12 protein-coding genes are annotated in these 15358 nt (G+C 32.9%); 4 read left to right on the top strand and 8 right to left on the bottom strand.

Translation table 11 applies throughout. The features are described 5' to 3' along the window. Nucleotides 1–12: 12 nt before the first annotated feature. A complete protein-coding gene (locus tag AAFP94_RS13770; protein ID WP_316663376.1) occupies nucleotides 13–1728 on the top strand; it encodes a GMC family oxidoreductase in 1716 nt (571 codons plus the stop codon). A 10-nt stretch (nucleotides 1729–1738) separates the two neighbouring features. After that, a complete protein-coding gene (locus AAFP94_RS13775; protein WP_316663237.1) occupies nucleotides 1739–2440 on the top strand; it encodes a gluconate 2-dehydrogenase subunit 3 family protein in 702 nt (233 codons plus the stop codon). 2 nt (nucleotides 2441–2442) lie between these two features. Here the strand turns inward: AAFP94_RS13775 and AAFP94_RS13780 are convergent, their stop codons facing one another. From AAFP94_RS13780 to thrA, 7 genes are all read right to left on the bottom strand, one after another. Further along, entirely contained in the window at nucleotides 2443–2973 is a 531-nt protein-coding gene (locus AAFP94_RS13780) for a PH domain-containing protein (protein ID WP_316663236.1), read from the bottom strand. A 2-nt stretch (nucleotides 2974–2975) separates the two neighbouring features. Beyond that, nucleotides 2976–3500, bottom strand: coding sequence for a DinB family protein (locus AAFP94_RS13785; RefSeq protein ID WP_316663235.1), 525 nt, complete (start codon nucleotides 3498–3500; stop codon nucleotides 2976–2978). Nucleotide 3501: 1 nt separating this feature from the next. Then, nucleotides 3502–4683, bottom strand: a complete 1182-nt coding sequence (locus AAFP94_RS13790; protein ID WP_316663234.1) for a retropepsin-like aspartic protease — start codon at nucleotides 4681–4683, stop codon at nucleotides 3502–3504. Between the two features lie 142 nt (nucleotides 4684–4825). Further along, nucleotides 4826–5458 carry an outer membrane beta-barrel protein gene (locus tag AAFP94_RS13795; protein WP_316663233.1) on the bottom strand — a complete coding sequence of 211 codons (633 nt, stop codon included), beginning with the start codon at nucleotides 5456–5458 and terminating at the stop codon, nucleotides 4826–4828. A gap of 71 nt (nucleotides 5459–5529) precedes the next feature. Continuing rightward, a complete protein-coding gene (gene thrC, locus AAFP94_RS13800) occupies nucleotides 5530–6822 on the bottom strand; it encodes a threonine synthase (protein ID WP_316663232.1) in 1293 nt (430 codons plus the stop codon). Nucleotide 6823: 1 nt separating this feature from the next. Then, complete coding sequence (locus AAFP94_RS13805) at nucleotides 6824–7744, bottom strand: homoserine kinase (protein ID WP_316663231.1); 921 nt, start codon at nucleotides 7742–7744, stop codon at nucleotides 6824–6826. A gap of 4 nt (nucleotides 7745–7748) precedes the next feature. Beyond that, nucleotides 7749–10193: a bifunctional aspartate kinase/homoserine dehydrogenase I gene (thrA, locus tag AAFP94_RS13810; RefSeq protein ID WP_316663230.1), complete on the bottom strand. Its 2445-nt coding sequence runs from the start codon at nucleotides 10191–10193 to the stop codon at nucleotides 7749–7751. Nucleotides 10194–10633: 440 nt separating this feature from the next. Between thrA and AAFP94_RS13815 the strand changes: the two genes are divergently transcribed. After that, the gene (locus AAFP94_RS13815) at nucleotides 10634–12193 is read left to right on the top strand and encodes an NAD(P)H-hydrate dehydratase (protein WP_316663229.1); all 1560 of its coding nucleotides are present in this window, start codon (nucleotides 10634–10636) and stop codon (nucleotides 12191–12193) included. A 26-nt stretch (nucleotides 12194–12219) separates the two neighbouring features. Here the strand turns inward: AAFP94_RS13815 and AAFP94_RS13820 are convergent, their stop codons facing one another. After that, on the bottom strand, nucleotides 12220–13254 hold the full coding sequence (locus tag AAFP94_RS13820) for a TlpA family protein disulfide reductase (RefSeq protein ID WP_316663228.1): 1035 nt from the start codon (nucleotides 13252–13254) through the stop codon (nucleotides 12220–12222). 470 nt (nucleotides 13255–13724) lie between these two features. On the opposite strand from AAFP94_RS13820, the gene AAFP94_RS13825 reads away from it, so the two are divergent. Continuing rightward, a partial coding sequence (locus AAFP94_RS13825) for a hypothetical protein (RefSeq protein ID WP_409628868.1) occupies nucleotides 13725–15358 on the top strand: 1634 nt, incomplete at its 3' end.

A 15358-nucleotide genomic window follows, 5' to 3' on the forward strand; every position in this document is an offset into this window, starting at 1 on the left:
TAATTATAAATGATGCAAATAAAAGAATCAACTCAAGAATATGATGCTATAATTGTAGGTTCAGGTGCAGGAGGAGGCATGGCCACCAAGATACTTTCTGAAGCAGGTTTGAATATTGCTGTTATCGAGGCTGGTCCGTTTTTTGACCCTGCTAATCCTGAACAAAGAACGCAACTTAAATGGCCTTGGGAATCTCCAAGAAGAGGAGCAGGCACAACAAGAGCATTTGGTGATTTTGATGCTGCTTATGGTGGATGGGAAATAGAAGGTGAGCCATATACTCATAAAAATGGTACAAAATTCGATTGGTTTAGATCACGTATGCTTGGTGGAAGAACAAATCATTGGGGAAGAATTTCATTACGATTTGGACCATTGGATTTTAAAAGAAAAAGTGTTGATGGTCTTGGTGATGACTGGCCCATTTCCTATGAAGATGTTAAACCTTACTATGATAAAGTTGATAAACTCATCGGAATATTTGGTACTAAAGAAAACATTCCTAACGAACCTGATGGATTTTTTCTTCCTCCACCAAAACCTAGACTTCACGAACTATACTATATTAAAGGCGCACGTAAGGCTAATGTCCCTGTTATTCCTGCTCGATTATCTATTTTAACTAAACGAATTAATGAAGAACGTGGAGTTTGTTTTTATTGTGGTCAATGTAGTAGGTCTTGTAGTGTATATGCAGATTTTTCTTCAGGATCCTGTTTAATATTTCCAGCTCAAAAGTCAGGTGGTCAAATTACATTGTATAACAATTCAATGGTTAGAGAAGTTGTTGTTAACGATTCAGGCAAAGCTACAGGTGTAATTTTTATTAATAAGGAGGATAGAAAAGAATATCAACTTAATGCGAAGGTAATTGTTCTTGCAGCTTCAGCTTGTAGTACGGCAAGAATTTTGTTGAATTCAAAAAGTAAGGTGCATAAAGATGGGCTAGGCAATAGTAGCGGATTGGTGGGTAAATATTTACATGATTCAACTGGAGCAGGAAGAATGGTTTTTATTCCAGAATTGATGAATAGAAAAACTTACAATGAGGATGGTGTTGGTGGAATGCATGTTTATACACCATGGTGGGGAAATGATAAAAAACTTGATTTTCCGCGTGGCTATCATATTGAAATTTGGGGAGGCATGGGCATGCCAGCCTATGGTTTTGGATTTAATCCAAATGATTTCAACAAGTTTATTGGTAAAAATGTTGGTGGTTATGGCAATCAATTAAGAGATGATGTTAAGCGTTTTTATGGTTCTGTTCTTGGTGTTGCTGGTAGAGGAGAAAGTGTTCCTATGGAAAGCAATTACTGTGAAATTGATCCAAATGTGGTTGATGAATGGGGAATTCCTGTATTACGTTTTAATTATCATTGGAGTGACTATGAAAGAAATCAAGCCAAACACATGCATGAAACCTTCGAAGAAATTCTTGGTAATGTCGGTGAATTGATTGGTGAAAAACCAGGTAAAGACAGTGATTATGGTCTTGAAGCTCCTGGTAGAATAATACATGAAGTGGGCACAACCAGAATGGGTGACAACCCTAAAACTTCGGTAACCAATAAATACCAACAATTACATGATGTAGATAATGTGTTTATTGTCGATGCTGGACCATTTGTTTCACAAGCAGATAAAAATCCAACATGGACCATATTAGCACTGTCTTGGCGAACTTGTGATTATATTGTTGAACAACTTAAAAAACAAAATATTTAATATTTGTATTATGAATAGGAGAGATTCAATTAAGTCTTTATTGTTAGGTTCTGTGGCTGCTGGTTTGGCATTAAATGGATGTGTAGAAACCAAACCTGAAGTTAAGGAAATCGTGTCCAACGATCCTGTATATGGAAGAACAGATAAAGAAAAGTTAAGAGACAAAAAGCTTAATGATAAAACTTTTTTAACAGAATATGAATTATCTACAATAGCTGTGTTATGTGATATTATATTGCCAAGTAATGACGAATATGGTTCTGCAACTGAAGCTGGTGTAAAAGAGTTTATAGAATTTATCGTTAAGGATTTACCTTACCACCAAGTTCCAATTAGAGGAGGTTTGATGTGGTTAGATGGATATAGTAATAAATTGTTTAATAAAGAGTTTGTATCATGCACTAATGCTGAACAACTTCAAATTTGTGACCAAATTGCGTATCCTGAAAAAACAAAGCAAGAATTAAAGCAAGGTGAACATTTTTTCACCTTAATGAGGAACCTGACTCTTACAGGGTATTATACTACCGAAATGGGTTTTAAAGATTTAGGATATAAAGGTAATACTCCAAATGTTTGGGATGGTATACCTGAAGACGTGCTAAAAGACCATGATGTAAGTTATGATGAAGAATGGTTGGCAAAATGCGTTGACCAATCTAAAAGAGGTGATATTGCCAAATGGGATGATGATGGTAACTTAATTTCTTAATGTTAGGACTTGTCCCTTATATCAGTTAATAAATCCTTTATTTCTTCAAGTAATATATTGGTCTGTTGACTTGAGTTTTCGGTTGTTGTAGTATAACTTCTTCTTGTTAGTTTTTCTCGTTGATCTAAAACTTGCTTTTTGAACTTTAAGGCATCAATAATGCCTACTAGTTTCATGTCGCTTCCTTTCATATTGCTTTGTCCGGCGGTTTCAATTTTTAAAATGCGCAAGTCAAAATATTTTAATAAAGGATTTTCAATAAAAGTTAAATCCTGAATATTTTCCAACGGAATAGTTTTTTCTACTTTAAAAAGATATCCTTTCCTAAATTCAAGGTGTTTTTCTGTTAATCTACAGTCAAGATGTTCGTAGTAGCGTTTGCTTAATGTTTGACCGATACCTAAAAACCAAAATAGGAGTAAAGGAATACCCATTACAGAAATAAAGAAGAAGAACGCTACATAGAATAAAATATAACGTTTAATTTTTGGATTGAATTCTGCCTGAATAATAAGGTTATTTTCTTGAGACATGATTACTTATTTAAAATTGACATGTATTCTTTCCAAGGGCCTACTTCATTTTTGTATTGCTTTGCCATGACTCTTGTTATTTGTGCAATATGACCTAAATCGTGTGCTACCCAAGATGCTAATAATTGCTTAAGAGTTACTTTACCTAAATTTGGATGACGTCCAATAAGTGTAAAATTTCTTTCACTTAAATCAAGATCATTTAAAATTTTAAGATTTGCATTTCGCAGTGCCGAAAATTCATCCAATAAATTATTCATTGTTTTGCCTTTACTGTCTTCAAATTGTGCAAACCTATCAAAAGGAGTAAAAGATATGTTTAAATCATTTTGCAAAATAATATTGGTTCGTTCTATCCAATCTGTTTTTTCTCCATGAAGTAAATGACCAACTACATCAAATGGACTCCAGGTGTTCTCGCCTTCATTTCTATGCGTCCAATCTTTTGGTAAATCTCTTAATAATGAATCTAAAACAGCTGGTGTTCGTTCTAAAATTAAGATGGCTTTTTGTAAATTGAATTCCATTTTATTGTTTGTTTATGTTTAAGGTTTTTAGTTCACCTTCACTATTTTTAATTTGAACCGTAAAATTATCTTCATCTTCAAAAGGCGATTTATTTGTAAGCAAATTACAGATTTCCATTTGTGTAAAATCTAAACCATTTACAGAAATAATTTCATCACCAAATGCTAATTTATCTTCTAATGTTTCATCCCAAACAATGCCTACAACTACTTTATTATCTATAATGGTAGGAGAGAAGCCTAAAAGCTTTTCATCTAGATCTACTTCTTGCTCAAAAGGTTCAAAATAAAAATCTTTATGTTTAAAATCAATAATAATGTTACCATATTCCAGTAACTTAACACCTATTTTCGAATTATTATCATCAGAAGTTTCAGTTATCACATTTTTAAATATTACATTTTTAAAATGTATTTCAGGAATTTTTAACCGGTATTGATTATTAGCTTTGGCATTACCAAATAAACTCATACCTATAGATCCACTTCCTTGAGAGTGAGTAGTTAGAACATTTTGTTCGCTAAAAAGATTATAGTGGTTTAAGCTTAAATCATAAAAACCATCCATACCTGTATCAAACAAGAGGCTTTCTCGGGCATTTTTTTCACCTTTGATTTTTATGTGAATATAAGGACTACTTTGAGCGCCTACAATTATTAACTCTGATTTGTAGTTTTTGTTGGGATTCACTTTTTTAATATCGTTTGTTATAATTACCTTTTTCTCTTTGAGTTGAAATTTAATAATTGAATTCCTCAATAAATTACTACCAATGAAACCATCCACTTGAAAACAATCAAAGATTAGATTATTATCGGAAGGATATACCAATGCGGTTTGGTTATTAAATTGAATATTCCCTAATGTTAAGGAAGGAATATTTATAACTTCCATAGAGCTTTTATTGCTGTTTGCATCTTTGATAGTCATATTAGCTCCTTCCTTGTGTTGTATGACATTTTTAAGATTAGCTGTTATAAGATTTGGTGCGCCTGTATCTAACAGAAACCTATAGGTCTTACCTTCAATTGTTACAGGAATAATAATTTTCCCTTTTACAAATTCAAATGAAATTTCCGAATAATATTTGTTTTTAGCCGCTTTGCCTTTGCTGAAATTAATGTTTTGGCTAAAATTAAATTGAATTGCAAAAACGATGAATAGGAAATTAATGACCTTCATAGTTGAATGAAAATTAATGGTAAAAGATAACTTTTTTGATTATCTTATTTTAACTTTTATGAGATTTTTAAGAGAATGAGTTAAATAAAAGTCTTGTTTTTTTGAAGTATAAGAATAAAATTCATTAAGTAATATTATAAACTTAATCAGCATCAATTCTAATCACCAATCCAGTGCTGAAGCCACCAAGGATTACGGTGGATCCAGTACTTATTCCTGCACCACCTGGTCCTACATAAACACCTGCCCAGTCAACAGGAAAAAATAAATTCCCTTGTAAGTTTAATCCAATTGCTTTTGAGAACATAATATTTACACCTGTTTTAAAGCTAAATGCAAATTTAGTATTACTGCTTAAATTATTATCTAAAATATCTCTATTTTCATTTTTTGGCGAGACAATCACAATGCCTAAACCTGCCCCGGCAAAAGGTTTAACTTTTTCTACTTTAAAATATTTGGATGCTCCAATAAGAAACCAATCGGTATTTAAATCCGAAAGATAGTTTTCTACTGGAGATAGTACTCGATCTTTTATTCTTAATTCTGTACTCATATTGAAATAACTTAACTCTGCCATAAGTCCATTATAGGTCTCAATCCCAATTGTAGCACCAAATTGATCACTATCTTTCATTTTTATATAATTTGGACCGTAGCCCAGTTTGGCTCCAAATTGATAACCATAGGTTGGCGTGAATTCTATAACCTGCGCAAAAGTTACCATTGAATTCAGAAATAGTATCAATAGAATTACTTTAAATTTATTTTTCATAACTACATTTTTAAAATTTAATACTAATATAGAATAATTAAATTGTACAAAATCTCTGTTTTGTACAATCATTATTTAAGCAAAAAATCTTTAAACTGACTATATAGCTCTATTTTAAGAGATTTTTTCTTTTTAACCATCACTTTTAAAATCTGTTCTGGCAACTCGATATTTTCTCCAATGGTTTCTTCAACTACGTCTAAAAATTTAGTTGGATGTGCCGTTTCTAAAAAAACACAATGAACCTCTTTATTATTCTCTAAATAAGCCTTTGCACCAAGATAACCAACAGCGCCATGAGGGTCTGCAACATAGCTGAATTCATTATAGATTTCCTTTAAGGCATCTTTAGTTTCCTCATCAGTAAAGCTATAGCCTGAAAGATTGTCTTTTAGTAATTCGAAGTTATTTTTATAAATTTCCTGAATGCGAATAAAATTACTTGGATCACCAACATCCATGGCGTTACTTATGGTTTGTATTGATGGTTTAGGAGTATAGGCTTGAGTTTGTAAATAATCTGTAACTATTTTGTTTTCATTATTTGATGCAATAAAATGTTTGACAGGTAAACCTAATTGTTGTGCCATCATACCTGCACAAATATTTCCAAAATTACCACTAGGAACAGAAAACACTATATTTTTATGACTATTATGTAATTGTCTATATGCAAACATAAAGTAAAACATTTGAGGTAACCAGCGTGCTACGTTTATTGAATTGGCTGAAGTTAACTGCATTTTACTGGTTAGCTCTTCATCTAAAAAAGCTCGCTTCACCATGGCTTGACAATCATCAAATGTACCATTAACCTCTAAAGCTTTAATGTTTTTTCCAAGTGTGGTTAATTGTTTTTCCTGTATATCACTTACTTTACCACTTGGATAAAGAATCACAACATTCACGCCTTTTACTCCAAGAAAACCATTAGCAACTGCACCTCCAGTATCGCCAGAAGTTGCTACCAATACAGTGACTTCATTAGTATTATCTTGATTAAAATATCCAAGGCACCGAGCCATAAAACGAGCACCAACATCTTTAAATGCCATAGTTGGCCCATGAAATAATTCTAATACTGAAATTTTTTCATTGATCTTTTCTAAAGGAAAATCAAAGGATAAGGTTTCGTCTATAATTTGTTTTAGAACTGCATCAGGAATATCAGGGTGCACAAATTGATGGATTGCTTTAAAGGCAATCTCCTGAAAAGACAAATCATCTATATGATCAAAAAAAGATTGAGGCAAAGGTGTTATTAATTCTGGAAAATACAATCCCTTATCTGGAGCAATTCCTTTTATGACAGCATTTTTAAAACTTGTTTTTGGAGCTTTACTGTTAAGCGAATAGTACTTCATGTTATAAAATCTTAATGCCTTTGGTATTGATTTTAGAAACATAAGTCTCCAAATCTATTTGAGTATTACTATACACTTTTTTCATTGCAAGTTCTATTTTTTTTGCATTTTCCAAACCATGTGAAAGCGCAAACATAGAAGGACCGGAACCAGAAATTGCACAACCTAAAGCTCCAGCTTTCATGGATTCAGATTTAACCTGACTAAAATGCGGAATGAGCCTTTTTCTATACGGTTCTATAACTATATCTTGAAGTGATCTTTGAATCAAACCATAATTACTGGTATGTAAGGCATGCACAAAACTCCCAACATTTGCCCATTGAATAATCGCATCTATTAAAGGAACATTGTTTGGTAACATAGCTCTTGCCTCTGAAGTTTTAATTTCAATTTGAGGATGTACAATAACGGCATATAAGTCTTTTGGAGTCGGTAACTCTAGAATTTCTAAAGGATTTATGCTTTTTACCAATGTAAATCCACCAAAAATTCCAGGAGCCAAATTATCTGCATGTTCACTTTGGCTAGCCATTTTCTCTCCTTGCATAGCAAAATAGGTGAGTTGAGTTTTGTTGTAAGGCTTGCCTAATAATTCGTTGATAGCAAAAACACTACCTGAAGCACTAGCAGAACTACTCCCTATACCACTTCCTGGTTTTATATTCTTGTAAATTTCTATTTCAAATCCACAATTAGGTTTTGCATCTTCTATTAAGGCTAATGCTGAAACGCCAGCAACATTTTCTGTAGCTTCAAAAGGAAGGTCGAAACCTTCAATTTCAGTAATTTTAATTCCTTTTTCTAATGTTTTTCTAACAACCATGTGGTCTCCAATGGTATCGAGGCAAAACCCCAATACATCAAAACCACAGGCTACATTAGCTACGGTTGCTGGTGAAAATATTTTAATTTCTTCCATGAAGTTAGTTATTACCAATTCTTATAATATCTGCAAACAAACCTGATGCTGTTACATCTGCACCAGCACCTGCACCTTTTATTATCATTGGTTGTTCTGGATAACGCTGTGTATAGAACATGACTATGTTATCTTTTCCTTCTAGATTATAAAACGGATGACCTTCAGGAATTTCTTTTAATCCAACATTTGCTTTCCCATTATTGAATTCCGCAACATATTTCAATCTACAACTTTTAGATTTTGCATCTTTATAAAGTTTTTGAAAATGTACTTCATCAGAAATCAAGGTACTGTAAAAATCATCAACTGAATTGCTTTCTAAATTGGCTTTGGTTAAGAATGATTTGTTGTTAATATCTTCAAGGTTCATTTCTGTTCCACTTTCTCTAGCTAAAATTAGTATTTTTCTAGCGACATCAACACCACTTAAATCAATTCTTGGGTCTGGTTCTGTATAGCCTTCATTTTGTGCCTGTTTAACAATATCATGAAATGACTTTGTACCATCAAACTTATTGAACACAAAATTTAAACTTCCAGATAACACGGCCTGAATAGATGTGATTTTATCTCCAGAAAGAATTAAATTATTGAGTGTATCTATAACTGGTAAGCCAGCTCCAACATTCGTTTCAAATAAGAAAGGCACATTATATTTTAGAGATAATCGTTTCAATAATTTGTAGTTTTCAATATCACCAGAACAAGCAATCTTATTACAAGCAATAACTGCAATACTATTTTTTAAATATTCTGGATATAAGGCTGCTACATCTGCATTTGCTGTAATGTCCATAAAAACACTGTTTCTTAAATTGAGTAATTTTACAGTTTCTAAAAAGCCTTCAAGCGATGCTCTTTCTCCTTTTGCTAAATCATCTTTCCATGATTTTAATGATAAACTGTCACTATCAAATATCATAGTTCGAGAATTGGACAACCCTACAATTCTAACATTAAGTTTTAAATTTTCTTTTAAATATTTCTTTTGTTGTTTTATTTGTTCTATGAGTCGTTCGCCAACATTACCAACACCTGTTATAAAAAGATTAATCTGTTTGGTATTGTCTTCAAAGAAAACCTCATGCAGTGTGTTTAATGCTTTCTTGACATCTCTTTCGGCAATTACCGCAGAGATATTTCGTTCTGAAGCGCCTTGAGCAATGGCCCTAATATTAACGTTGTTTTTACCTAATGAGCTAAACATTTTGCCACTAATGCCTTGATGGCTTTTCATATTATCGCCAACAACAGCAATAATCGATAAGCCTGTTTCAACAATTATTGGGTCTATTTTGTGTAATGAGATTTCATTTTCAAATGTCTGATCAATCGCCGCTTTTGCATTTTCAGCGTCCTTTTCTGAAATACCTATACAAATTGAATGCTCTGAAGATGCTTGAGTAATCAATACAATATTAATTTTCTCTTGTGAAAGTGTTTCAAACAATCGCTTTGAAAATCCTGGAATACCAACCATGCCATTGCCTTGAAGCGTTAACAATGCAATATCATTAATATTACTAATTCCTTTAACAGCGAGACTTCCATGAGCTATATTATTATTAATTGATGTTCCATGATCTTCAGGAGCCATCGTATTTTTTATAATTATAGGGATGTTTTTATCTAACACAGGTTGAACCGTTGGAGGATACAATACTTTTGCTCCAAAATGTGATAATTCAACAGCTTCCTGGTATGATAATTCTTTAATAGGAAATGCTTGTTTAACTAATTTTGGATTGGTTGTGAACATACCACTAACGTCAGTCCAAATTTGTAATTCATCTACGTTTAAGGCTGCAGCAACAATAGCAGCAGTATAGTCTGATCCACCACGTCCTAATGTTGTAATTTCGTTGTCTTTCGATTTTGAAATAAATCCAGGAAGAATGGTAATACTGTTTGTATTATTATTAAAATAAGAGACAATGTTTGAATTCGTTGCTTTAAAATCTACTGAAGCATTGGTATGATTTTTATCAGTAACAATCAGTTCTTGAGAGTTTTTTAAGGCTGTATCATAGCCTCTTGATTTCATTGTTTCAGCAATAATATATGAGGATAATAATTCTCCAAAACTTAAGAGTTTATCTGAAGTTTTTGGTGACATCTCATTAATGAGAAAAATACCATCAAGTAATTGTTCAAGATGGTTTAACTTTTCTGAAACAAAATTAACAATATCAGTTTTTTTATCGTCTAAAAGTTCATCGATGATATCGAGGTGAATGTGTTTAATACCTTTAAAAGCTTCTTTGTAATCTTGGTTTTTATCTACTGCAAGTTGAGCTGTATTTAATAATTTATCAGTAATTCCGCCGACAGCAGAAACCACTACAACAGCTTGGTTGCCAGATGAGACATCTTTTAGAATATCTATAACCTTATTAATATTTTTTGCAGAACCTACAGAAGTTCCACCAAATTTTAATACTTTCATTATGTGTTGATTTATGAATGTTGGATTGAAAACTAAATTTATGACTTTTAATCATAAATACGAATATAGACGGAGGTATATAAATTAACAACCCAAAAGGGTAAATGTAGTTGTATTGAAAACACCAAATACCGAAGTATTTCTTACTAAATTAGAAGAAGAATTTACTGTTTGTATTTTTTGAAATTGTTTCATTTGTTAAGCAATACGCTTCAAAAGTATTACATTTACTGTAATAAAAAAATTAATCCTAAATTTTTGAAGAAAATTTGAACAGGTTTATTTTTTTTTAAATTATTAACATTAATCTTTTTAATAATTAATTTTTTCATAATTAATTAATAACCATAAATGAAACATCACACCTCATTTTTTAAACATTCAATAGCAAGATGATATTGATGTTACATGTGACCATTTAAAACAATAAGTATTAGCACATGAAAATATTTTCAAAAGAACAATTCTATCAATGCGATAAGATTACTATAGAGCGGCAAGGGATTTCTTCAACAGACTTAATGGAACGTGCTGCCCTGCAAATCTTTAATTGGTTACATGTACGTATGCAAGGTGCACAGGTTCCCATTCATGTGTTTTGCGGAATTGGTAATAATGGCGGAGATGGTTTAGCCTTATCAAGGCACTTAATTCAGCATGGTTATAATGTGATAACCTATGTTGTGAATTGCAGTGATAAGCGCTCAAAAGATTTTTTAATAAACTACGAGAGAATAAAAGAAGTCACAAAAGATTGGCCAATATTACTTAAATGTAAAGAGGAGTTTCCAGACATTCATGTTGATGATATTATTGTTGATGCCATATTCGGTATTGGCTTAAACAGACCTGCACAAGATTGGGTCAAAGCATTGTTTATGCATTTTAAGGCATCAAAGGCATTTACTTTATCTGTTGATGTTCCTTCAGGTTTGTATTTAGATAAAGTGCCTGAAGATGAAAATGGCGTTGTTTGGGCAAATTATACCTTGAGTTTTATGACTCCTAAACTGGTTTTCTTTTTGCCAGATACTGCCAGGTTCACCATCCAATGGGAAGTATTAGATATAGGTATTGATCAAGATTTTTATAATACCACCAATGTTGGAAATGAACTCATTGGAAAACCAGAAATGTTACAGGTTTATATGCCAAGAGATAAGTTTGCTCATAAGGGAAGTTTTGGACATAGTTTAATTATTGGAGGAACTTATGGTAAAATGGGTTCAGTTGTTTTGTCAAGCAGAGCAGCATTGGCCGTTGGAGCAGGACTTGTTTCTGCGTTTATTCCAAAATGCGGTTATTCCATTTTACAGACTGCTTTACCTGAAGCCATGGTCATAACGGATGAAAATGAAAAACTAATTGGTAACATTCAATTTGATATACTACCAACCGTTATCGGATTTGGAATAGGCATTGGTACAGATAAAAAAACGATTGAAGCATTAGAAAAATTCTTAAAAGACAACAAAACGCCATTAGTGATTGATGCTGACGCGATAAATATTCTGGCAAAACATAAATCATTTTTAAAACTATTACCAAAACATACCATTTTAACACCTCATCCTAAAGAATTGGAACGATTGATTGGAACTTGGAAAGATGATTTTGATAAACTGAAAAAGGCTAAAACTTTTACAAAAAAGTACAATCTAATATTAGTGATTAAAGGCGCAAACACTATTACGGTGTTTGAAGATAAATTATACGTGAATTCCACTGGTAATCCTGGTATGGCAACCGCAGGAAGTGGTGATGTTTTAACAGGAATCATTACGGGATTAATCTCACAAGGATATAATCCTTTTGTCGCTACAGTTTTTGGAGTGTATCTGCATGGTAGATCTGCGGACATCGCTGTTCAGGACATTGGTTATGAAAGTTTAATAGCCAGTCATATTATAGATTATTTGAGCGAAGCTTATAAAGATTTATTTTCAAAACCCAAGCAGCCTGAAGAAGAAAACAATAATAATAAAGATAATGAAGATTAAAAAAGCCGCTTAATAGCGGCTTTATTTTAAATATTCAGAGAATCAAATAGTTCTATAAGCCTATCACTTGAAGGCCGCGGAGCATCTCCACTTACAATATTACCTTCTGGATCAATTAATAGAAATCTAGGAATGCTATTTACTTGATATGCTTTCATAAAATCTGAATCATAATCTTTATCTGCAATTAACTGTACGCCTCCAAGTTCTTTTTCAGCAACCATTTTTTTCCATGCCTCGTGTGCTTTATCTGCACTTCCACTGTGACGCTTTGGAGCATCAACAGAAATACTTACAAAAGCAATATTTTTGTCTTTATAGTCTTCTTCAACCTTTTTAAGTGAAGGTATTTCTCTTTTGCAAGGTCCGCACCAGGTTGCCCAAACATCAATGTATACATATTTACCTTTTAAATCTGAAAGCGATGTGGTTCCGCCTTTATGATTTTCATAATTCTCGAAAGATGGAGAAGGCATGCCCTGCGGAAAAGCTTCTTTTAACCCAATTTTATAATTAAAATAATTTTCAACAGATTCTATTTGACTATTCATTCTTTTATCGGCACTAGCAAGATGCAAAGAATCTACATTCTTATATTGTACTTTCAAATTTTCGAATCCAGATTTGTAATCAGCAATTGCTTTTTCAAGTGCGTTATTATCTAAATCATAAAACAAATCCATGGTAAAATAGTCGTCTCCTAATAAATAGCTTTTTATAGATAAATTATTAATGTCAGATCCATCACCTTCAAAGATAAGAGCACTATCAAAATCTTCATAATCGGTTGTAAAGGAAGACACGTTATTATTCTTTAAATAAATAGTACCGTATTCATCGCCATGTTTAAAACGATAGTCACCTTCTTCTATATTTAAGGTGTCACTAAACGAACCATCATCATTCATGGTAATTATTTTTTCATAAGAATCTTTAAAAATCCTCACAGTTTTGTTATCATGCGCATTGGTAATGGTTCCAGAAAGGGTTGCATAGTTTTTAGGTTCTTCCTTACACGCCACTAAAGCAATTGTACAAAGAATAAAAATAAATTTCTTCATGAAGTATTTTTTTTCAAAAATAGGAGTTTACAGCTGTTTAACAATTCATTTATCTTATAATTAACATTTAAAAAAAATACTTTTTCTAATCATAAAGTCGTAGTAAATTTTAATGATTGTTAAAGACGTCTCACTTTATCGTTAAATATTGTAGATTATCCTTAATTCTATTGAAAAAAATACGATTTGAACCGTTAATCTAAAAAAAATATCATGTTGTCTAAAATTCTAAAAATAAGTTTGTTAACGACGGTTTTATTTCTTATTTTTGATATCATTGCAGGAGTGTGTTTACACTTTTGCTTTCCTTTAAGCTTTAATTAATAGCATAATTAAGCCTCTCATTCACTGTATTTTAACGTACCTATGTTAAATTGATTTTGTGTATTCAAGATTAATTAATCTATTGCTATTATCCTACCTCAATGTTATGTTAACAAAATTATTAATTAATTTAAAATGTCATGTTAATGTACAAAACTACACAAGTAAATCAATCGAGTAACACAGCGTGGTGCTGGTTGAATTTTATTCATGAACGATTTAAAAGTATAACCGGTATTGCCGTGCTTATGCTTTTTTTATTTTCTGCAAACAATGTTCAGGCTCAATGTACTATTGTTAGCCCTGGTACGATTGAATTTTGCGAAGCTCTTGATCCTGGAGGATATGTATTACCTCCATTGCCAGCAGGTCAAGCATACTTCGATGGTACTTCTGCAGGAGGAGCAACACCGACACTAATACCTGCAGGAACAGCACTTACGGCAAATCAAACAATTTTTATTTTTGAAGCCGGTGTACCTTGTGAAGAATCTTTTGAATTTATCTGGATTCCGGCAGGAGCTGGTATATGTATCGATGGTAATCCTAACGATTGGCCTTCTGTTTTATATAATGGTGCTTTGGAAGCCGTGTTTATTCAAGACAACACCAGTGATGATGGCGTTAGTAATAATGATACGCAATTTACAGAAGGATCATCAGATGTCAGTATTGTAAATGATCCTGACGCGGCCATCCCAAATGGATGGATTTGGAATCTTGGTAACGCCAACAACAAAGGTGATATTTCAAATGGTGCTGCTGTTTTAATTGGAGATAAGATCTATTTCTTTGGAGACAGGATTGCAATTAATGGTGATGCTCAAATAGGATTTTGGTTTACTTTAGACGGCATTTCTCCCTTACCTCTAGATGGTGCTAATTCTGCTGGTTTTACTGGTGAGCATATAGAAGGTGATTTATTGGCCTTGAGTAATTTTACAAATGGAGGAGGAAAAGTAAATTTAAGACTTTTTAGATGGGTTGATGATCCAGCTGACGCGGTTTATGATGGAGTACTTCCTGACCCAGTGAGAGCACCAGATGGTGATGAATCCAAAGGTAATTTAAAGTTTTTGGGAGTAGACACAAATGCTGTTGTAAATGCAGTAGAAATTGGTATACCTTCAGGTTCATATATGGGCAATCCTGCTATTGGTCCTTACCCTGGCTCACAAGATGTAATACCTCAAGGAGGTGCTGGTGTTTGGACATATACTGGGAGTACAGGTCCGGGTATTACTCAAATTGATGGTGTATACCACGAAGGAGCATTCTTTGAAGGGTTTATCGATTTATCTGATCCATTTTTTCAAGGTGTAAATACTTGTTTTTCAAGTTTTATATTAGAAACTAGAAATTCGCAATCTGCGAATGCTTCACAACAGGATTTTATAGCAGGACCTTTTGGAGGAGTTCCAACTCCAGCAGATGCTGAATTTTCTTATTGTGAGGCTGACTTCTCCGATACAGCATTGTCTACCTATGATGGTGACGTTATTGGAAATGGTACTTCTGTTGATTGGTACAGTGATGAAGACCATACACCTGGTAACGAAATTACGATGACAGGTAGCCTTACAGCTGCTGGTTCTCCTTACTATTTCTATGCGCTAGTTTATAATGATCGTGGGTGTCCAGCTCCAGCAACGTTGACAATAAATATTGATTCAAGTCCAGTTGCAGCGGCAGGACCAGACCAGGCAAAATGTGACGATGGTTCGTTCACCTTGGCAGGAAATGCACCAGCAGGATTCAGTGGTATGTGGACAGTAGTATC

The organism is Gilvirhabdus luticola (assembly GCF_040117515.1).
GTDB classification, from domain to species: domain Bacteria; phylum Bacteroidota; class Bacteroidia; order Flavobacteriales; family Flavobacteriaceae; genus Gilvirhabdus; species Gilvirhabdus luticola.

Bases quoted from the DNA above. Each gene is read 5' to 3' on its own strand.
- AAFP94_RS13770 (WP_316663376.1), top strand. From the start codon at position 13: ATGCAAATAAAAGAATCAACTCAAGAATATGATGCTATAATTGTAGGT.
- AAFP94_RS13775 (WP_316663237.1), top strand. From the start codon at position 1,739: ATGAATAGGAGAGATTCAATTAAGTCTTTATTGTTAGGTTCTGTGGCT.
- AAFP94_RS13780 (WP_316663236.1), bottom strand. From the start codon at position 2,973: ATGTCTCAAGAAAATAACCTTATTATTCAGGCAGAATTCAATCCAAAA.
- AAFP94_RS13785 (WP_316663235.1), bottom strand. From the start codon at position 3,500: ATGGAATTCAATTTACAAAAAGCCATCTTAATTTTAGAACGAACACCA.
- AAFP94_RS13790 (WP_316663234.1), bottom strand. From the start codon at position 4,683: ATGAAGGTCATTAATTTCCTATTCATCGTTTTTGCAATTCAATTTAAT.
- AAFP94_RS13795 (WP_316663233.1), bottom strand. From the start codon at position 5,458: ATGAAAAATAAATTTAAAGTAATTCTATTGATACTATTTCTGAATTCA.
- thrC (WP_316663232.1), bottom strand. From the start codon at position 6,822: ATGAAGTACTATTCGCTTAACAGTAAAGCTCCAAAAACAAGTTTTAAA.
- AAFP94_RS13805 (WP_316663231.1), bottom strand. From the start codon at position 7,744: ATGGAAGAAATTAAAATATTTTCACCAGCAACCGTAGCTAATGTAGCC.
- thrA (WP_316663230.1), bottom strand. From the start codon at position 10,193: ATGAAAGTATTAAAATTTGGTGGAACTTCTGTAGGTTCTGCAAAAAAT.
- AAFP94_RS13815 (WP_316663229.1), top strand. From the start codon at position 10,634: ATGAAAATATTTTCAAAAGAACAATTCTATCAATGCGATAAGATTACT.
- AAFP94_RS13820 (WP_316663228.1), bottom strand. From the start codon at position 13,254: ATGAAGAAATTTATTTTTATTCTTTGTACAATTGCTTTAGTGGCGTGT.